The sequence below is a fragment of the Massilia aerilata genome, from assembly GCF_042656905.1.
Lineage (GTDB): Bacteria > Pseudomonadota > Gammaproteobacteria > Burkholderiales > Burkholderiaceae_D > Telluria > Telluria aerilata.
Genome location: NZ_JBHSMZ010000005.1, coordinates 12,172 through 30,471 on the forward strand (window position 1 = coordinate 12,172; position 18,300 = coordinate 30,471).

General features: G+C 68.5%; 17 protein-coding genes and 1 tRNA gene. 11 read left to right on the top strand and 7 right to left on the bottom strand.

What is annotated here, in order from left to right; translation table 11 throughout:
- Window positions 1–64 precede the first annotated feature (64 nt).
- Both ACFPO9_RS07965 and ACFPO9_RS07970 read right to left on the bottom strand, forming a co-directional pair.
- The gene (locus tag ACFPO9_RS07965) at window positions 65–706 is read right to left on the bottom strand and encodes a hemerythrin domain-containing protein (RefSeq protein ID WP_379769242.1); all 642 of its coding nucleotides are present in this window, start codon (window positions 704–706) and stop codon (window positions 65–67) included.
- Between the two features lie 236 nt (window positions 707–942).
- Entirely contained in the window at window positions 943–2,175 is a 1,233-nt protein-coding gene (locus ACFPO9_RS07970) for a winged helix-turn-helix domain-containing protein (RefSeq protein WP_379769244.1), read from the bottom strand.
- A 126-nt stretch (window positions 2,176–2,301) separates the two neighbouring features.
- Here ACFPO9_RS07970 and ACFPO9_RS07975 point away from each other — a divergent pair, with 126 nt between their 5' ends.
- The 9 genes from ACFPO9_RS07975 to ACFPO9_RS08015 all read left to right on the top strand — a co-directional run bounded on the left by ACFPO9_RS07975 (window position 2,302) and on the right by ACFPO9_RS08015 (window position 12,725).
- The gene (locus tag ACFPO9_RS07975) at window positions 2,302–3,549 is read left to right on the top strand and encodes an exonuclease SbcCD subunit D C-terminal domain-containing protein (RefSeq protein WP_379769247.1); all 1,248 of its coding nucleotides are present in this window, start codon (window positions 2,302–2,304) and stop codon (window positions 3,547–3,549) included.
- Window positions 3,546–7,325, top strand: coding sequence for an AAA family ATPase (locus ACFPO9_RS07980; protein ID WP_379769249.1), 3,780 nt, complete (start codon window positions 3,546–3,548; stop codon window positions 7,323–7,325). The genes ACFPO9_RS07975 and ACFPO9_RS07980 overlap by 4 nt, the downstream gene beginning before the upstream one ends.
- A 148-nt stretch (window positions 7,326–7,473) precedes the next feature.
- Window positions 7,474–7,686 (top strand): hypothetical protein, encoded by a 213-nt coding sequence (locus ACFPO9_RS07985; protein WP_379769251.1) that lies wholly within the window; start codon window positions 7,474–7,476, stop codon window positions 7,684–7,686.
- 10 nt (window positions 7,687–7,696) lie between these two features.
- Window positions 7,697–8,848: a methyltransferase gene (locus tag ACFPO9_RS07990; protein ID WP_379769253.1), complete on the top strand. Its 1,152-nt coding sequence runs from the start codon at window positions 7,697–7,699 to the stop codon at window positions 8,846–8,848.
- Between the two features lie 55 nt (window positions 8,849–8,903).
- Window positions 8,904–8,980: transfer RNA gene (locus tag ACFPO9_RS07995), tRNA-Met, on the top strand.
- Between the two features lie 63 nt (window positions 8,981–9,043).
- The gene (locus tag ACFPO9_RS08000) at window positions 9,044–9,283 is read left to right on the top strand and encodes a hypothetical protein (RefSeq protein WP_230021783.1); all 240 of its coding nucleotides are present in this window, start codon (window positions 9,044–9,046) and stop codon (window positions 9,281–9,283) included.
- A gap of 132 nt (window positions 9,284–9,415) precedes the next feature.
- Window positions 9,416–10,825 (top strand): ATP-dependent RNA helicase DbpA, encoded by a 1,410-nt coding sequence (gene dbpA, locus ACFPO9_RS08005; RefSeq protein ID WP_379769255.1) that lies wholly within the window; start codon window positions 9,416–9,418, stop codon window positions 10,823–10,825.
- Window positions 10,826–10,959: 134 nt separating this feature from the next.
- Entirely contained in the window at window positions 10,960–12,174 is a 1,215-nt protein-coding gene (locus ACFPO9_RS08010; RefSeq protein ID WP_379769258.1) for a protein kinase family protein, read from the top strand.
- Between the two features lie 14 nt (window positions 12,175–12,188).
- Window positions 12,189–12,725, top strand: a complete 537-nt coding sequence (locus tag ACFPO9_RS08015) for a TssQ family T6SS-associated lipoprotein (RefSeq protein ID WP_379769260.1) — start codon at window positions 12,189–12,191, stop codon at window positions 12,723–12,725.
- A 9-nt stretch (window positions 12,726–12,734) separates the two neighbouring features.
- Here the strand turns inward: ACFPO9_RS08015 and ACFPO9_RS08020 are convergent, their stop codons facing one another.
- Window positions 12,735–13,181 (bottom strand): GNAT family N-acetyltransferase, encoded by a 447-nt coding sequence (locus ACFPO9_RS08020; protein WP_379769262.1) that lies wholly within the window; start codon window positions 13,179–13,181, stop codon window positions 12,735–12,737.
- A 172-nt stretch (window positions 13,182–13,353) separates the two neighbouring features.
- Here ACFPO9_RS08020 and ACFPO9_RS08025 point away from each other — a divergent pair, with 172 nt between their 5' ends.
- Window positions 13,354–14,649, top strand: coding sequence for an FAD-dependent oxidoreductase (locus tag ACFPO9_RS08025; protein ID WP_379769264.1), 1,296 nt, complete (start codon window positions 13,354–13,356; stop codon window positions 14,647–14,649).
- Here the strand turns inward: ACFPO9_RS08025 and ACFPO9_RS08030 are convergent.
- The 3 genes from ACFPO9_RS08030 to ACFPO9_RS08040 all read right to left on the bottom strand — a co-directional run bounded on the left by ACFPO9_RS08030 (window position 14,646) and on the right by ACFPO9_RS08040 (window position 16,908).
- Complete coding sequence (locus ACFPO9_RS08030; RefSeq protein ID WP_379769266.1) at window positions 14,646–15,023, bottom strand: nuclear transport factor 2 family protein; 378 nt, start codon at window positions 15,021–15,023, stop codon at window positions 14,646–14,648. The genes ACFPO9_RS08025 and ACFPO9_RS08030 overlap by 4 nt on opposite strands.
- A 12-nt stretch (window positions 15,024–15,035) precedes the next feature.
- Complete coding sequence (locus ACFPO9_RS08035; protein WP_379769268.1) at window positions 15,036–16,634, bottom strand: amidase; 1,599 nt, start codon at window positions 16,632–16,634, stop codon at window positions 15,036–15,038.
- 79 nt (window positions 16,635–16,713) lie between these two features.
- Window positions 16,714–16,908: a hypothetical protein gene (locus ACFPO9_RS08040; RefSeq protein ID WP_379769271.1), complete on the bottom strand. Its 195-nt coding sequence runs from the start codon at window positions 16,906–16,908 to the stop codon at window positions 16,714–16,716.
- Between the two features lie 73 nt (window positions 16,909–16,981).
- On the opposite strand from ACFPO9_RS08040, the gene ACFPO9_RS08045 reads away from it, so the two are divergent.
- On the top strand, window positions 16,982–17,590 hold the full coding sequence (locus ACFPO9_RS08045; RefSeq protein ID WP_379769273.1) for a TetR/AcrR family transcriptional regulator: 609 nt from the start codon (window positions 16,982–16,984) through the stop codon (window positions 17,588–17,590).
- Between the two features lie 57 nt (window positions 17,591–17,647).
- On the opposite strand, the gene ACFPO9_RS08050 is transcribed toward ACFPO9_RS08045, so the two are convergent.
- Window positions 17,648–18,223 (bottom strand): elongation factor P, encoded by a 576-nt coding sequence (locus tag ACFPO9_RS08050; RefSeq protein ID WP_379769276.1) that lies wholly within the window; start codon window positions 18,221–18,223, stop codon window positions 17,648–17,650.
- Window positions 18,224–18,300: the final 77 nt, after the last annotated feature.

Here is an 18,300-nt window from a genome sequence, read left to right on the forward strand (position 1 = left end):
ATCGCCATCATAACAAGAAACCTGATGGCCTCGCGCCGCCGGACAGGCGCGTGCGGACAGCGCATCAGTGCAGTAGGGAAAGCGTGGCGTAGCGCCGCCCGAATTCGGCGCCGGCCGGATCGTGCCCCTGGCCATGGCCATGCGGCTCGAAACGCCCATGGCGGGGCTCGATGGATTCGACGCAGCCGCGCCGCCCTGCCCCGCGCCGCTCGCGGGCGACGGCATCGTGGACCAGCATCTGGTTGGCGATCGCGAACCAGGCCTCGCCGCGCACCAGGCTGCGCGCCAGTGGAAACAGCTCGTGCTCTTCGCGCTCCAGGCGGCAGCGCAGGGCGTCGGCACAGCGCTCGATGGCCTCCTGGAAGCCGTCGCGGTCGACGCCGCGGGCGCCGGCATCGACGCAGGCTTCGGCCGCCGCCAGCGCATCGGCGGCGGCGCGGCTGATCTGCTCGAGATCGTGCAGCAGGCCATCGGCCGCTTCCGTGTTGCGGCGCAGGGCCGGCACCAGGAACTTGTCCAGCTTGCGCCAGTGGCAATCGTCGACCACTTGCCGCAATTCCGCGCACAGCCGGGCCGCCTGGCCGGGCGCCAGGACGCCGTCCTCGCCCGGCAAGGCATGCAGCGCGTGGACCAGCGACTGCAGCGCCGAGCGCACGGTGGTCTGTTCGACGGACAGGGCAACGAGAGTGTAAGTTGACGTCAGCATTCGGTCTCCGCTCAGTTTTTCGCCAACACAAAGTTCAGCCTGACCGGCATGGTCGGGGCGGGAACCTGGATGGGAGGCGTATGTTTTGAACAGGCCTGAGGAAGGGTTGGGACCCTGTAGTGGTTGTCATCGGCCTGAAAGAGCACCTAGTGTACGGACGGGTCCTGGGGCCGGGTTTGATCTGGCACAAACCACAACCCCTTGCGCCCCCCATCGATGGGGGCAAAAAATACCGCTCAGGCGGCAGCCTGTTGCGGAACGGAAAGCAGGTCCCGCAGCGGCCCGGCAATGCCTTCGGGATCGGTGCGCGCCACCTCGACCGCCGGGCAGCCGTGCCAGCGGGCGCAGCGCGCCACCGCCGCCGCCAGGTCGCGCAGCAGGCGCTCGCTGGGACGCGCGCCAGGCTCGAAGGCGACGGATTTCAGCTCGAACAGCCCGGCCGGGCGGTGCGCCTTGGCGTCGATCCGTGCGATCAGCTGGCCGCGGCGCAGCACCGGCAGCGTGAAATAGCCGTACTGGCGTTTTTCCGCCGGGGTGTAGCATTCCAGCCGATAATCGAAACCGAACAGCTCCAGCGCGCGGCGGCGGTCCCAGACGATGGGGTCGAAGGGCGACAACAGCGTGGTCACGGTCGGGTTCAGGCGCCCTTCCGCCGCCTGCGCCAGCAGGCCGGCATGCTCGGCATGCACGAACACCGGCTCCTTCCAGCCCTCGACGCGGGCGCGCAGCAGCAGGCCTTCCTCGACCAGCGCCTCGAGCCCCAGGTGCGGCGGCCGGGTGCGGTGGTAATCCGGGATCCACGATGCCTTCGCCAGCCCCAGCGCTTTCACCGCACGGAGGGCGAATTCGCGCCGGACCTCGTCCATCGACGGCGTGCGACTATCGTCCCAGGGCAGCACGCGCTCGGCCAAATCGTAGACGCGGTGGAAATTCTGGCGCCGCGCCACCATCACCTTGCCGGCCGTGAACAGCGCCTCCAGCGAGCGCTTCTCCGGCTTCCACGCCCACCAGCCGCCGCTCTTGCCATCGGTGCGCTCGAAGTCGGCGGCGCGGGTCGGCCCGTTCACGCGGATGTGCTCGAGCACCCCCTCGACCAGCTCCGCATGCCCCTTCATCCAGGACGCGCCGGACTTCCAGCCCAGCGCGTGGGTATCGAGCATGCGGTGGCGGTACAGGCCGTAATCCTCGACCGGGACGAAGCAGGCTTCGTGCGCCCAGTATTCAAACAGCCTGCCCTCGGCCAGCAGCTGCTCGAGCCAGACCGGTTCGTAATCGCCCAGCCGGCTCCACAGCACGAAATAGGGGCTGCGCGCGACCACGCTGATGGTGTCGATCTGCAGCACGCCCATGCGGCGGATCGCGGCCAGCACATCGTCTTTGGTGGCGCGGGCGCGGCGCGGCTGCAGCATGCCCTGGGCCGCCAGGTGCAGGGCGCGCGCGGCGCCGAGACTAAGAGTGAGTTCGCTCATCCATCTATTTTATTAGAGCCATTGTCATGTTGCTCATCTGTCCGAGAACTTTTGTCATGGCGATGCTGTCTGCGCTATAGTGAGCCCCCTTGGCTCACCCAGAAGCTATCTTCCTGTAAGAAATCCATGCGGCTGCTGCACACTTCCGACTGGCATCTCGGCCAGACCCTGCACAATTTCGACCGGACCTACGAACACCAGCGCTTCCTCGACTGGCTGCTCGAGACCATCGTGGCCGAGCAGGCCGACGCGGTGCTGATCGCGGGTGACATCTTCGACAACTCGAACCCCTCGGCGGCCTCGCAGCGCCAGCTCTACCGTTTCCTGCAGCAGGCGCGCGCGCGCATGCCGCAACTGGACATCGTGATCGTCGCCGGCAACCACGATTCGCCGGGCAGGCTGGAAGCACCGGGACCGCTGCTCGAAGCCCACGGCACCCGCGTGGTCGGCCACGTGGTGCGCGATGCCGAAGGCGCCATCGACATCGAACGCATGGTGGTGCCGCTCACCGGCCGCGACGGCGCGGTGAAGGCCTGGTGCGTGGCGATCCCCTTCCTGCGTCCAGGCGACGTGCCGCGCGTCGACGCCGCGAACGAGGCCGGGAATGCAGCCATCGACGCCTACTTGTCCGGCATCGCCCTGCTCTACCAGCAGGCCTATGCGCTGGCGCGCTCGCGCTGCGCGAACGGCGAGGCGATCGTCACCATGGGCCACTGCCACATGGTGGGCGGCGACTCCTCGCCGGACTCCGAGCGCCGCATCCTGATCGGCGGCACCGAGGCCCTGCCCTCGTCCATGTTCGATCCGGGCATCGCCTATGCCGCGCTGGGCCACCTGCACCTGGCGCAGAAAGTCGGCAAGCAGGAGCACCTGCGCTATTGCGGCAGTCCGCTGCCGCTGTCCTTCGCCGAGATCAATTACCAGCACCAGGTGCTGCGCATCGACCTCGACGGCGGCAAAGCGAAGGAGATCGTGCCGCTGCAAGTGCCGCGCTCAGTCGGCCTGCTGCGCGTGCCGGCCCAGCCGGCGCCCCTGAAACAGGTGATCGCCGAGCTGGTGGGCCTCGATCTGCCGGACGCGCCGCTGCACGAACAGCCCTATCTCGAAGTCCGGGTGCTGCTGGACGGACCCGAGCCCAGCCTGCGCGCCCAGGTCGAGGCGGCGCTGGAGGGCAAGCCGGTGCGCCTGGCGAAGATCGAGCCGACCCGCAAAGTCCTCACCATGCCGGGCGTGGAGTCCGCCCTGAGCCTGGACCAGTTGGCCCAGCTGCAGCCGGACGACATCTTCCGCCGCCTGTGGCAGCAGCGCTTCGGCGACGATGCGCCGGATGACCAGCTGGCCGCTTTCGCCGAGTTGATGACGGGGGAACCGTGAAGATCCTGCGCATAGCCGGTAAAAACCTGGCTTCGCTGGCCGGCGAATTCGAAGTCGACTTCGAGACGGAGCCGCTGGTATCGAGCGGGCTGTTCGCCATCAGCGGCCCCACCGGCGCCGGCAAGAGCACCCTGCTCGACGCTTTGTGCCTGGCCCTGTACGACGCCACCCCGCGCCTGCTCAAGGGCCCGCGCGCCGGCAACTTCCTGCCCGACGTCGGCGACGACGTGCTGTCGGTGCAGGACCGCCGCACCCTGCTGCGGCGCGGCACCGCCGAGGCCCATGCGGAAGTCGACTTCGTCGGCAACGACGAGGGCCGCTACCGCGCGCGCTGGAGCGTGCGCCGCTCGCGCAACCGCGCCGGCGGCGCCCTGCAGCCGGTCACCATGAGCCTGAACCGCCTGCCGGACCTGAACCCGATCGGCGCCACCAAGACCGAGGTGCTGGGCGAGATCGAGCGCCGCATCGGCCTCTCCTTCGAACAGTTCACGCGCTCGGTGCTGCTGGCCCAGAACGAGTTTTCGGCCTTCCTGCGCACCGACGAGAACGAGCGCGGCGAGCTGCTCGAGACCCTGACCGGCAGCGCGGTCTACAGCGAGATCTCGCGCCGCGCCTTCGAGCGCTGGCGCCAGGAACAGGAGGCGATGCGCCGCCTGACTTCGCGCCTGCAGGACCAGGCGCCGCTGGCACCTGGCGAGCGCGAGGAGCTTGAAACCCAGCATGCGCAGGCCACGCGCCAGCTCGAGCAAGTCGATGCCCGCCGCGCCGCGCTGGAAGAAGGCCTGCGCTGGCACCAGGAGCTGGCGCGCTTGAAAGCCGCGGAGACTGCCGCCGAAGCCGCGCTGGCCGCGGCCAAGACTGAACTGGACGCCGCCGCCGAACGTCGCCGCCGCCTGGCGACTTTGGACGCGGTGCAGCCGGCGCGGCCGCTGATGGCCGACCTGGCGCGCCTGGCCGACGAGCAGCGCCAGGCCCAGTCCCAGCTTGCCTCCGGCGAGCAGGAGCTGGCGCGCGCGCTGGCGGCCCAGCAGGAAGCGCTGCGCGGCCAGATCGCGGCCGAACGCAAGCTCGAAGCGGCCGAGGAAGCCCTGCGCGCCGCCGGCCCGCAACTGGACCGCGCCAAGGCCCTGGATGCGACCCTGGACACCGTGGCGCCCGCGCACGCCAAGGCGCGCGCGGCGCGCGACGAAGCCCTGGATGAAGCCGCGAAAGCCGAGGCGCAGCAGCAGGCCAAGGCCCGCGAACTGGGCGCCGCCCGCGACTCGCTGCAGGCCACGATCGCCTGGCTGGACGGCCAGCGCGCGCTCGAGGGCCTGGCCGTCCAGTGGGCGCGCTGGGAACAGCGCCTGGTGCAGGCCGAGGAAGCCGCGCGCCAGGATGCCCAATCCGCGGCCGCCCTGGACCAAGCCAGGGCCGGCGCCGAACAAGCGGCCAACGCCGCCCAGCGCACCGCCGTGGCCCTCGAATCCGCGACCGCGCTGCTGGCCACCCGCGACGGAGCGCGCCGCGCCGCGAGCGAAGCGCTGGCAGGCATCGACGATCACCAGCTGCGCGACGAACGCCGCCAACTGGATGCGCGCCGCGAGCGCCTGGCCTCGCTGGAACAGACCTGGAAGGTCTTGCGCACCGCCCGCCAGCGCCTGGCCGAACTGGACGCCGGCGCGCAGCAGGCGGCGGCCGCCGGCAAGGCCGCGCAGGAAGCGCTGGACGCCGCGCGCGCCGCCGGCATCGCGCTGGACGCCCAGGTGAGCCAGGCCGAGCGCCTGCTCAAGGGCGCCCAGCTGGCCTGCGCCGACGGCGTCGAGAGCCTGCGCGCGACCCTGGTCGACGGCGATCCCTGCCCGGTGTGCGGCGCCGAAGACCACCCCTACCGCCACCAGGACGAACGCCTGCACGCGGTGCTGGCGAACCTGGCCGGCGAACTGGCGGCGCGCCGCCGCGAGCAGCGCGACAACCTGAACCTGCAGGCCGAGCAGCGCGCGGCGGCCGACGCGGCCAGCGAAAAGCTGGCGCAGCTGGGCCGCGAACGCGAAGCCTTCGCCGCCGACGTCGCGCAACTGGAACAGGAATGGCAGGACAGCGAACTGGCGGCGGACGCTCCCGCGGAAGCCGGACGCCAGGCCTGGTTCGCCGGCCAGGCCGCCCGCCTGCGCGCCGACCTCGATGCGCTGGATGCGCGCGACCAGGGCCTGGGCCGCGCCCGGCTCGCGCGCGACGCCGCCCAGCAGGCCTGGGACCAGACCAACGCCGAACACGCGCGCCTGCTGCAAAGCGCGCAGAACGCCCAGGGCCAGCTGGCGAAACTGGACGCCGACATCGCCGGCCTGTCCGCGCGGCGCGATGCCGCGGCAGGCAGCCTGGCCGCGCTGCTGGCGGAACTCGACCCGGTGCTGAGCGATGCCTGCGGCGACGGCTGGCAGCGCGCCTGGGAACGGGATCCATCCGGCTGGCGCAATGCGCGCGCGGCCCAGGCCCGGGAATGGCAGGAGCGCTCGGCGCTGCAGGCGCGCCTGGCCGCCAATATCGGCACCCTCGCCGCCGGCCAGTCGGCGCTGGACGAACGTGTCCTACAAGCCCGGCGCCAGGCTGACGCCGCCCGTCAGGACTTCGAGCGCATCGACGCCGAGCTGCGCGAACGCCGCGAGGAGCGCGCCGTCCTGTTCGAGGGCCGCAAGGCGGTCGAGGTCGAGCAGGCGCTGGGCGCGGCGGTGGCGTCCGCGCGCCAGTCGGTGGCTGCCTGCCAGGCGGCCAGCCTGCAGTCGGCCCAGCTGGAAGCGCGGGTACGCGCCGCCCAGGCCCAGGCGCTGGGCCGCATCGCCGACCTGCAGGGCGCGTCCGCCGATGCGGCCACCCGGCTGGCGCAGTGGATCGAGGACTTTGCCGGCAGCGATCCCGATCTGGAACCGGTCGAGAACGAGCAGCAGCTGGCCGGCCTGCTGGCGGTCGGCGCGGCGCGCATCGCCCAGGAACGCGACGCCCTGCTGGAACTGGATGGCCGCGCGCGCCAGGCGTCCGCGGTGCTCGCCGAACGGCGCGGCCAGCGCGAGCAGCAGCAGGCCGCCCTGCCCGCCATCGCCGATGCGGAAGACAAGGAAGCGCCGCTTGACGCCGACGGCGTCGCGCGCCTGCTCGACAGCGTGCAGGCCGAGCGCCGCACGGTGCACGAAACGGCCGCCAGCCTGGCCGTGCGCATCCGCGAGGACGCGCAGCGGCGCGAACGCGCACGCTCGATGATGGACGAGATCGAGCGCCAGCGCGCCATCGAGGAGCGCTGGGCCAAGATGGCGGAGCTGATCGGTTCCGCCGACGGCAAGAAATTCCGCAACTATGCCCAGCAGTTCACGCTGGACGTCCTGCTCGGCTACGCCAACATCCACCTGGCCCAGCTGGCGCGCCGCTACCGCCTGGAGCGCGTGGCCAGCCAGGCCGGCCCCTCGCTGGCGCTGATGGTGCGCGACCAGGACATGGGCGGCGAGATCCGCTCGGTGAACTCGCTGTCGGGCGGCGAATCCTTCCTGGTCTCGCTGGCGCTGGCGCTGGGCCTGGCGTCCCTCTCGTCGAACCGGGTCAAGGTCGAGTCGCTGTTCATCGACGAGGGCTTCGGCAGCCTCGATAGCGATACCCTCGGCGTGGCGATGGATGCGCTGGATGCGCTGCAGTCGCTGGGCCGCAAGGTCGGCGTCATTTCGCACGTGCAGGAGATGACGGAGCGGATTTCGACCAAGGTGCTGGTGCGGCCGGCTGGTGGGGGGAGTAGCGCCATTACAGTCCAATGAGCGGCGCAATGAGCGATGCTAAAATGCGCGCCTTCCCGTCGTTCCCGCGCAGGCGGGAATCCAGGTTCTGCGTGCGTTACCGACATGCGTGCAACTTGGATTCCCGCCTGCGCGGGAATGACGGTTTTACAGCTAACGACTCTCGAATATGAACAAACCCGCCCGCTTCCTGACCTTCAAGTGCGCCAAATGCGCCAAGCCGGTCAAGGTCACCCTGCAGAAAGTCTCGGCCTGCTCGCACATCCAGCCCTACCAGGGCATCTGCGAATGCGGCGAGATCAAGCGCCATGCCACCGGCAATGCGGAGGCCGTGAAGTCCTACGTCGAGTCGAACGAGCTCAACTGGCACCACCACCACTGATCGGATCCCCTTGGACTCCCAACGCATCCACTGGATCGAGAACGGCGAGGAACGCTCGGCGGCCTGGCGCTCGGAAAGCGGCTGGCCGGCGCCGAAAAAAGTCGTCCTGGCCGACGACACCATGAACGCCGACACGGCTTATCGCCTGGCGCTGGAAGGCACCGGCCTGCTGTGGCGCGGCGACTTCCAGAACGCGCGCCAGCTGGTGCAGGCGCTGGTGCGCCGCATCGAGCACAAGGGCGGACGGGCCAAGCGTGCCAAGGCCGCCGCCAAGCCGGCGACCCTGACCGAACAGTTCCACCGCCACCGCCTGGCCCAGCTGCAGCGCGCCCGCACGCTGGCGATGCTGCTGATTCCCTTCGACGGCGATTACACGATCCCGCTGCGCCGCGCTCCCGACGTGAAGGACGCGTGCACCGAGGCCTACGGCGCGGCCACCGAGCCCTTCGTCGCTTCGCTGCGCGAATTGCTGGGCGTGATCGGCGCCCACGAGTGGCGCCGCAAGGGCGTGTTCATCCCGGTGCTGGATGAGCGCATCCACCCCTGGTACGGCGTGTTCTCGCCGGTGCGCGGCGAATACGTGGAACTGGTGGCGCAGGCGCCCCTGCCCGCCGGCGCATCGGCCGGGCTGGCCTTCGACATCGGCGCCGGCACCGGCGTGCTGTCGGCGGTGCTGGCGCATCGCGGCCTGCAGCGGGTCATCGCGACCGACATGGACGAGCGCGCGCTCGGCTGCGCACGCGCGAACCTCGAGCGCCTCGGCCTGCAAGGCCAGGTCGAGGTGGTGAAGGCCGACCTGTTCCCGGAAGGCCGCGCCAGGCTGGTGGTCTGCAATCCGCCCTGGCTGCCGGGCAAGCCGAGTTCCGCCATCGAGTATGCGGTCTACGATCCGGACAGCCGCATGCTGCGCGGCTTCCTGGCCGGCCTGAAGGACCACCTGCTCGACGGTGGCGAGGGCTGGCTGATCCTGTCCGACCTGGCCGAGCACCTGGGCCTGCGTTCGCGCGAGCAGCTGCTGGGCTGGATCGCCGGCGCAGGGCTGGCGGTCGCGGGACGCCACGACATCCGGCCCGCGCATCCGAAGGCTTCCGACCCGGACGACCCGCTGGCGGCGGCGCGCATGCAGGAAGTGACCTCGCTGTGGCGGCTCCGCATCGGCTGAACGCATAGCCTGATTTGCACTTCAGGCGCGGACGCGATACAATAGCGTTCTCAGACGCGGGGTGGAGCAGTCTGGCAGCTCGTCGGGCTCATAACCCGAAGGTCACAGGTTCAAATCCTGTCCCCGCAACCAAATACTGTATGACAGAAGCCCGACTCTTGAGCCGGGCTTTTGTTTTCTGGGCCAGCGCAGCGCATGAGAGACAAGAAAGACAACGCCACCTTCGACCTGCCGGGCTTCGAGCCGGCCGCAGCGGACGAGGCGCTTGCTCCCGAACCGAAGCGCCCCGCCCAGCGCACCCGCCGCAGCACCCTCAAGCAGGAACAGATTCCGCTGCTGGATTTGAACGAGACCGACGCTTCCGGCCTGCCGGTATGGAAGTCGGATCCGGACCTGGATTTGACCGGCTTGCCGGTCTGGAAGCCGGCGGCGTAAGCTACACCACAACATCGTCGTTCCCGCGCAGGCGGGAACCCAAGTTTGGCGATTTGCCACGAAAGTCAACTTGGATCCCCGCCTGCGCGGGGACGACGTGCTTATGTCCACAATTCACTTCACGGTCCTCCCATGTCCGACACCTCCTTCGCCGCCCTCCAGCTCCCCGCCCCCTTCCTCGCCAACCTGACCCAGCTCGGCTACCACGACATGACCCCGGTCCAGGCCGCGACCCTGCCGCTGGCCCTGGGCGGGCGCGACCTGATCGCGCAAGCGAAGACCGGCAGCGGCAAGACCGCCGCTTTCGGCATCGGCATGCTGCTGCGCCTGAACCAGGCGCTGTTCGCAGTGCAGGGCATGGTGCTGTGCCCGACGCGCGAGCTGGCCGACCAGGTGGCGAACGAGCTGCGGCGCCTGGCGCGCGGGATCGGCAACGTCAAGATCGTCACCCTCACCGGCGGCATGCCGATGCGCCCGCAGATTGCCTCGCTCGAATTCGGCGCCCACATCGTGGTCGGCACGCCGGGCCGCATCCAGGATCACATCGGCAAGCGCACCCTCGACCTGGCGCGCCTGCGCACCCTGGTGCTGGACGAAGCCGACCGCATGACCGACATGGGCTTCTACGACGAGATCGCGGCCATCGTGCGCGAATGCCCGTCGCACCGCCAGACCCTGCTGTTCTCGGCCACTTATCCGGACGACATCCGCGAAGCCACCGGGCGCTTCCTGAACAATCCGGAAGAAGTCGCGGTCGAGACCCGCCACGAGCCGACCCGCATCGCCCAGCAGTTCTATGAAATCGGCTTCGACAACCGCTTCGAGGCCGCCGCGCGCCTGCTGGCCCACTTCCGCCCCGCCTCCGCGATCCTGTTCTGCAATACCAAGGCGCGCTGCAAGGAGCTGGCCGACTACCTGCGCGGGCACGGCTGGTCGGCGCGCGCGCTGTACGGCGAGATGGAGCAGCGCGACCGCGACGAAACCCTGGCCATGTTCGCCAACCGCAGCTGCACGGTGCTGTGCGCCACCGACGTCGCCGCGCGCGGCATCGACGTGGCCGGCATGGAAGCCGTGATCAACGTCGACGTCTCCAAGGACCCGGAAGTGCACGTGCACCGCATCGGCCGCACCGGGCGTGCCGGCGAGAGCGGCCAGGCGCTGACCCTGGCCGCGCCCAACGAGAAGAAGTGGGTGAAGCTGATCGAGGACTACCAGCAGGCGCCCGCCGAATGGCATCCGCTGGCGGAACTGGGCGAGGACAGCTACCCCGACGGCCCGGCGCCGATGATGACCCTGTCGATTGCCGGCGGCAAGAAGGACAAGCTGCGCCCCGGCGACCTGCTGGGCGCCCTCACCGGCGACGCCGGCCTGCACAAGGACCAGGTCGGCAAGATCCAGATCGGCGAATTCTTCAGCTACGTGGCGCTCGACCGCCGCGTGGCCGAGCAGGCTTTCGAACGCCTGAACGGCGGCAATTCGCTCGGCCCCGAGTTCGGCACCGTCAAGGGCCGCAACTTCAAAATGCGCTTTATTGAGGTGTGATGCGCGAGGTGTAATGCGCGAGGTCTGATACTGCTGAGTTGTAACCGTGCGTAACAGGCGCGCACGGTTGAGACCACTGCGGGGCACCGGCCCCGTAAATCTGGCATGATTTGCTACAAATACAGGTTAGCAAAATGACCAGCACACTCATCATCGGACCCGATCAGCAGGGCCTCGAAGGCCGCACCGTCAGGGACATCGTCGAACACGATCCCGCGCAGGTCAACGAAGTCTGGTGCCGCAAAATCTTCCGCCAGATCCTGCAGTCGCTCGAACTGCAGTACGCGGTGCACGCGCCGCGCCAGGCGATCACGCCCGACACCGTCGTCTTCCACGGCAATGGCGAGCCCAAGATGCTGCCGACCGAGCTTGCCGACAGCGCGCACGACGAAGCGGCCGACATGACGGCGCTTGCGCGGGTCGTGCATTTTGCGATCACACGCGAACTGGCGCCGGCAGGCCCGCTGCGCGGCCGCAAGCTCGAGGGCTACAGCGATTCCCTCATCACCGCGGTCGACCGCTGCATGGCCGCCGATCCGGCCGAGCGTCCGCAGACCATCGCCGAACTGCGCCACATCCTCGGCATCGTGTCGCTGGGGCCGGTGGCGCCGGCCATCGTACCGCTGCCGACGCCAAACCCGATTCCCGCGCCGGCCCCGGCCCCGACGCCGGTGCCGGCGCCGCCGCCCGTCAAGGCGCCCTCGCCCTTCGCGGCAGCGGGCGACACCATGCCCGCCTTCATGCGCGAGCCCGCCCCTGCCGGCGCGCACATCGGCGGCCTGTCGCGCTGGCAGCGCTGGGCCATAGCCGCGGGCGGCGGCGCGCTGCTGCTGGCCGTCGCGCTGGCCCTGTTCGCCGAGCTGCGCGACTCCGGCTCCTACGACCATATCGTGCTGACCCTGCCGCAGTCCGGCGAACAAGCCCACGGCGACGCGGTCTCGGCGCCGCCGCCGCTGGCCCAGGCCGAGCCGCAGGCAGCCGCGCCGGCCGCGCCCTTGCCGGACAATGGCGCCGGACAAGCAGCGCCGACGGCTCCCGAGGCGGCCGCGCCGCAAGCCGCCGCCATGCCTTCGGCATCCGCCGCCATGCCGGAAGCACCCGCCTCCGCGCCCAAGCGTCCCGGCATTGCCCCGTCCGCCACCTACCGCCTGCAGATCCAGCCCTGGGGCGTCGTCTACGTCGACGGCGTCGACCGCGGCGTCAGCCCGCCGGTCAAGCGCCTCGTGCTGGCGCCCGGGAAGCACACGATCCGCATCGCCAATCCGAATTTCCACGACCGCGTGCTCGACGTCGACACCAGCGGCGGCGGCGGCCAGATCGCCGTCGATTTCAGCGACGAACGACGGTGAGCACGCCACATTCCATGACCAAGCAGCGATACCACCTTCTCGCCCTTGCCGCCGCCGGCGCCCTGCTGCTGGGCGGCTGCGCCGAGTTTCCCATCTTCGACCAGAAGGCGCCGCGTACGCCCTCGCATCCGAAGGCGTCCACGCCGCGGTCCGCGCCGCCCGTAGAGCGCGACGCGTCGCCGCCGCGCGAGGCCGCCGGCCGTCTGCGCGACCGCGATGGTGACCGTGGCGACGGACCGGGTATTCCCGACGGGCAAAAGGATAGCGGCCTGCGCGAAGGCATCCGCCTGTACAACGAAGGCGATTTCACTGGCGCGATCCGGCGCCTGTCCGCGCGCGACGTCAATAACGGACCGATCAATACCCGCCTGACGGCCCTGAAGTACCTGGCCTTCAGCTATTGCGTCACCTCGCGCCCGGCGCCCTGCCGCCAGGCCTTCGACCGCGCCCTGCGCCTCGATCCCTCCTTCGACCTGGCGCCCGGCGAACACGGCCACCCGCTGTGGGGTCCGGTCTTCACCAAGGCCAAGCAGGCTGCCGGCGAGCGCTGACGCGGCGTCTCAGAAAGGCAGCATCCGGCGCTGGAGCGGGCGGATTTCCTTTTTCAGGAAGCCGGCGACCAGCGGGTCGGCGACGAAGTCGAGCTTCTCGTAGAAGGCGCGGTTGTCCGCCATCGGCTGCAAAAGCACGCGCGGGATGCCCATGTCGCGGCAGTGGTGCTCGATCTGCTGCATGAACCATTCGCCGACGCCGCGGCCGCGGCATGCGCGCAACACGATCAAATCCGACACGAAACAGAACTGCGGCGGCGCCAGTTCCAGGCGGGCGATGGCGACCCGCTTTTTTCCGGACTCGACCGTGACCCAGCGGACCAGGCTGCCCGGCTGGCCGGCGTCTCTGGCAGCGGAGGTGTCGTGGTTGCTCCAGCCGGCATCCTTGCGGAAGGCCAGCAAGACCTTGTCGGGCAGTGGAGCGCTCAGGGGGCGAAAGCTGAGAGAAGATTGCATGAGAGAATTTTTGTCAATTTTCTCTAGCATAGATCCTAAGCTGCCTGTATAGATGTGCTCAAATGTAAATTGAGACTAGGTATTTGTAAGCAAATGTTTCTATCGGTATTTACAGTATTTACACCCATAGTGACAAGTCGCACGGCAGGCGATCGGGGTGTTAGCATGCCGCATGCCCAGTCTTCCCCCTTCTTCATTCGATGTCATCGTGGTCGGCACCGGCCCCGGCGGCGCCAGCGTCGCGCGTGAACTGGCGCGCGGCGGGGCCAGGGTCGCCATGCTCGAACAAGGCAGCGCCGCGCCGCTGCGCGGCAGCCTGGGTCAGATGGCAGGCATGGCCGCCGTGCCGGGCAAGGGTGCCTTCATCCACCGCGACGCATCGCTGCTGGTGCGCGCAATCACGCTGGGCGGCACCTCGACCATCAATTTCGCCACCGCGGCCCCGCCGCCGAAAACGATGTTCGCCGCCCGCGGCATCGATCTCGAGCCAGCGCTGGCGGCACTGCGCGCCGAGCTGCCGATGGCGCCGCTGCCCGACGATCTGGTCGGCCCGATGGCGGCCCGCATCATGGAAGCTGCGCGTGGCCTCGCCCTGCCCTGGTTTAAGCTGGATAAACTGATCCGGCCCGAATCCTGCCGCAGCGGCTGCTGGCGCTGCGTGACCGGCTGCCCTTTCGGCGCCAAGTGGACCGCACGCGATTTCGTCGACGAAGCACTGCGCCACGGCGCCATCCTGCGCGAGCGTGCGCGCGTGACGCGGGTGCTGGTCGAGGATGGCCGCGCGGCCGGCGTGGAAGCGGTGGTGGACGGCGAAAAGCAGACCCTGCGTGCCGGGTGCGTGGTGCTGGCTGCGGGCGGCATCGGCAGCCCGCGCCTGCTGCGCGCCTCTGGCTTGCTCGCGCAACCCGCCGCCTTCTTCAGCGATCCGGTGGTGGCGGTGATGGGCAGCGTCGATGATATCGATGGCGGCGCCGAAGTGCCGATGGCGGCCGGCGCCAGCTGGCACGCGGACGGCATCGCGCTGGCCGACCTGACCCTGCCGCAAGCCATGTACCAGGCCTTTGCGCTGCAGGCCGGCCGCGTCGACCGCCTGCTGGCGCACCGCCGCACGCTCAGCATCATGGTCAAGATCCGCGACCAGATCGGCGGCAGCGTGGGCCAGCGCTGGGTGGACAAAACCCTGCAGCCGGCGGACCGCGAAAAATTCGGCCGCGGCATCGCGATCGCGCGCAGCATTCTCGATCGCGCCGGCGCGCACCACGTCTTCGCCAGCCATCATTTCGCGGCCCACCCCGGCGGCAGCCTGCGCATCGGCGAGCAGGTCGACGCCGGCCTGGCCACGAGCACGGCCGGTCTCTACGTCTGCGACGCTTCGGTGATCCCGGAACCCTGGGGCCTGCCGCCCACGCTCACCCTGCTGGCGCTGGGCATGCGGCTGGGCAAGCAGCTGAGCCGGGTCCCCGCTTAGAACATCCCTCGTTCGTTGGGCATCGGATCCGGCTGGGCCTGGCCGATGTCCCACATCTCGGCAATGCGTCCCTCTTCGAAGCGCAGGATGTGGACGATGGCGACATCAAGACCGTCCGGCGTCATCCGGGCGCGCGAATGGACCGCCACCATGGCGCCATCGGCGATGGCGCGCTGCACCTCGAACAGCATGTCCGAGAAGCGCGCCGCATTCTCCAGCATGCCGGCCTTGATCGAGGCGGCGTCGCTCGCGAAATAAGGATTGTGATGGCGGAACTGCGGGCCCGCGTAACGCTCGAAGGCTTGCTCGACCTGGCCGGCGGCTGTCATTTGCAGGAAGTCGAGGGCGGCTTGCTTCAGTGTCGTGTCAGTCATTGTTCACTCCGTTCAGGCTTTGATGTTGACCGTCGCCGGGAAGCCTGGCGCGCGGCGGCGCTGGCTGGCCTGCTCGTAGGCGTAGGCCATGCCGATCAGGCTGGCCTCGCTCCAGGCGGCGCCGACGAAGGAGATCCCGACCGGCAGGCCCGCCACAAAACCGGCCGGCACCGTCACGTGCGGGTAGCCGGCCACCGCGGCCGGCGAGGAGAAGCTGCCGCCGTAATGGTCGCCATTGATGTAGTCGGTCAGCCAGGCGGTGCCGCCGGTCGGCGCGACCAGCGCGTCGAGCTTCTCGTCCTTGAGGATCTTGTCGATACCCTCTTCGCGCGAATAGCGGCGGTTGTTGGCCAGGGCTTCGCGGTAGGTCTTGTCGTCGAGGCCGGGCTTCGTCGAGGCCGCCACAAGATGCTCCTGGCCGAAGTGCTGCAGCTCGCGGCCGGCGTTCTTCTCGTTGAAAGCGATGATGTCGGCCATGGTTTTCACGGGCGCATGCGGCGCGTAGTCGCGCAACCATGCCTCGAGGTCCGGACGGAACTCGGCCAGCAGCACTTCGAGCTCGCTGTCGCCGTACTTGTCGACGTTCGGCAGCTGCACATCGACCAGGATCGCGCCCTGGGCCTTCAGGACCGCGAGCTCCTTCTCGATCGTGGCGTCGATGGCCGGGCTGCCGCCGAAGAAGTTGCGGGCCACGCCGATGCGCTTGCCGCGCAAGCCGTCCAGGCGCAGCGCCGCCGCGTAATCGGCGGCCTTGCCGCGGGCGTCGCCGGTCGCGGCGTCGTCCGCATCGGCGCCGGCGATCGCGCCCAGCAGCAGCGCCGCATCCGCCACGCTGCGCGTCATCGGGCCGGCCGTGTCCTGCGAGTGCGCGATCGGGATGATGCCGCTGCGGCTGACCAGGCCCAGGGTCGGCTTGATGCCGACGATGCCGCAGGTCGACGAAGGCGAAACGATCGAGCCGTCGGTTTCGGTGCCGATCGCCAGGGTCGCCAGGCCCGCCGCCATGGCCGCACCGGAACCCGAGCTGGAGCCGCTGGTGTTGCGGTCCAGCGCGTAGGGATTGCGGGTCTGGCCGCCGCGGCCGCTCCAGCCGCTGACCGAATGCGTGGAGCGCATGTTGGCCCACTCGGACAGATTGGTCTTGCCGATGATGACGGCGCCCGCCTCGCGCAGCTTCCGGGCGACGAAGGCATCCTTGCCGGCCCGGACCCCGGCCAGGGCCAGCGAGCCGGCCGTGGTGCTCATCTTGTCCGCGGTGGCGATGTTGTCCTTGATCAGGACCGGGATGCCGTGCAGCGGGCCGCGCAGCTTGCCGGCCTTGCGTTCGCGGTCGAGTTCCTCGGCGATGGCAAGGGCGTCGGGGTTCAGTTCGATGACGGCGTTGATGCGGGGGCCGGCCTTGTCGATGGCGGCGATGCGCGCCAGGTATTGCTGCACCAGGGATTTCGAGCTCAGCTTGCCGGCCGCCATCTGGACCTGCTGCTCCTGGACGCCTGCGTCCAGGATACTGGAACCGCCCTTGGCATTTGCCGCCACTGCCTGCCCTGCACCAAGCGCACCGGCTGCAATACCCGCGCTTACCCCCAGACGAACGAAATCCCTGCGTTTCATACAATTCTCCGTGTCGGATAATGGCACGAGCATATCAGTAAAGTTGCTCATGTGACACGGTCAAGATGCGGCGTCGTGCTTAGCGCGACGCCGGATAATGTTCGGGGCTCGGGTAGCGCAGGCGTTCGGGCATTCCTCGGGCCGCCGTCGGTGGCGACTGTTTCGGCCCGGGCGCCTGTGCATGCAGGAATTCCGCACCGGCGCAGCAGAATTCGAGATCCTTGGCGCGCGCCTTCCTGTAGCGGCAAAACATGCAGACATGCGGTTTGTTCATGGTATCATCCTCCAAAACGGAACGCGATTCCGAATTATAACCGGAACAACGTTCCGGTTAATAGATATTTTTTATGGATACGAAGCCAAACGAAGAACAAGCCGCATCAGAGGCGGATGACCAGCAGCCGCGCGCCAAGCGCGTGGACGCCCAGCGCAACCTGCGCACCCTGCTCCAGGCAGCCATGGATGTGTTTGCGGAGTCGGGGGTCGATGCGCCGGTGCGCGCGATCGCGGAGCGTGCCGGCGTCGGTGTCGGCACCCTCTACCGCCACTTTCCGCAGCGCGCCGACCTGATCGTCGCGGTGATGAAATCCCAGATCGACGACTGCGCGGATGCCGCAGCCAGCATCGCGGCCGAGCACGAACCCGGCGAGGCGCTGGCGCGCTGGATGCAGCGCTACGTCGACTTCATTCTCACCAAGCGCGGGCTGTCGAATGCGCTGCAGTCCGACCATGCGGCCTATGCGGCGCTGCCGGATTATTTCTATGCGCGCTTGCGGCCTGCCCTGTCGTCACTGCTGAACGCGGCGGTCGAGCAGGACCTGATTCGCCCCGGCTTCGAGGCGGATGAATTGCTGCGCGCGGCTGCCACCCTGTGCAAGGCGAATCCGGACGAGGACACGGCGCTGACGCGCAAGATGGTGGGGCTGCTGGTGGATGGATTGCGCCGCAGGGATTAGCCCGGGCAAAAAAAACGCTGCCGAGGCAGCGTTTTTTCTGACAGCGATACTGATAAATCAGTTACGCACGACTTTCTTGTACTCGGCGGTACGGGTGTCGATTTCGATGGTGTCGTCCTGGTTGACGAACAGCGGCACCTGGATGGTGAACTGCTTCGATTCGATGGCGTTTTCCAGGCGGGCTTCCTTCATCACGTTACCCGAGGTGTTGCCCTTGACGGCCGGTTCGGTGTAGATGATCTGGCGTGCGATGGTGATCGGCAGTTCGACCGAGATCGCCTTGCCGTCGTAGAACACGGCTTCGCATTCCATACCGTCTTTCAGGTAGTTGATGGCGTCGCCCAGGTTTTCTTCTTCGATTTCGTACTGGTTGTACTCTTCGTCCATGAAGACGTACAGCGGGTCGGCGAAGTACGAGTAGGTGACCGGCTTCTTGTCCAGCACGACCACGTCGAACTTGTCGTCGCCGCGGAACACGTTTTCCAGCGGAGCGTTGGTCAGAAGATTCTTCATCTTCCATTTGTAGGTGAAGCCCGTGCGGCTCGAGCCGTTGACGTCAGAGCGCAGCACGATGAAAGGCTTGGCATCGACCATGATGATGTTGCCGACACGAATTTCTTTTGCGGGTTTCATAGGAATTATTTAACCAAAAAAGGAGTTGCAGTAACCGAGCATGATACCACGTTATTTTCCGGCCGCCTAACGAAGTA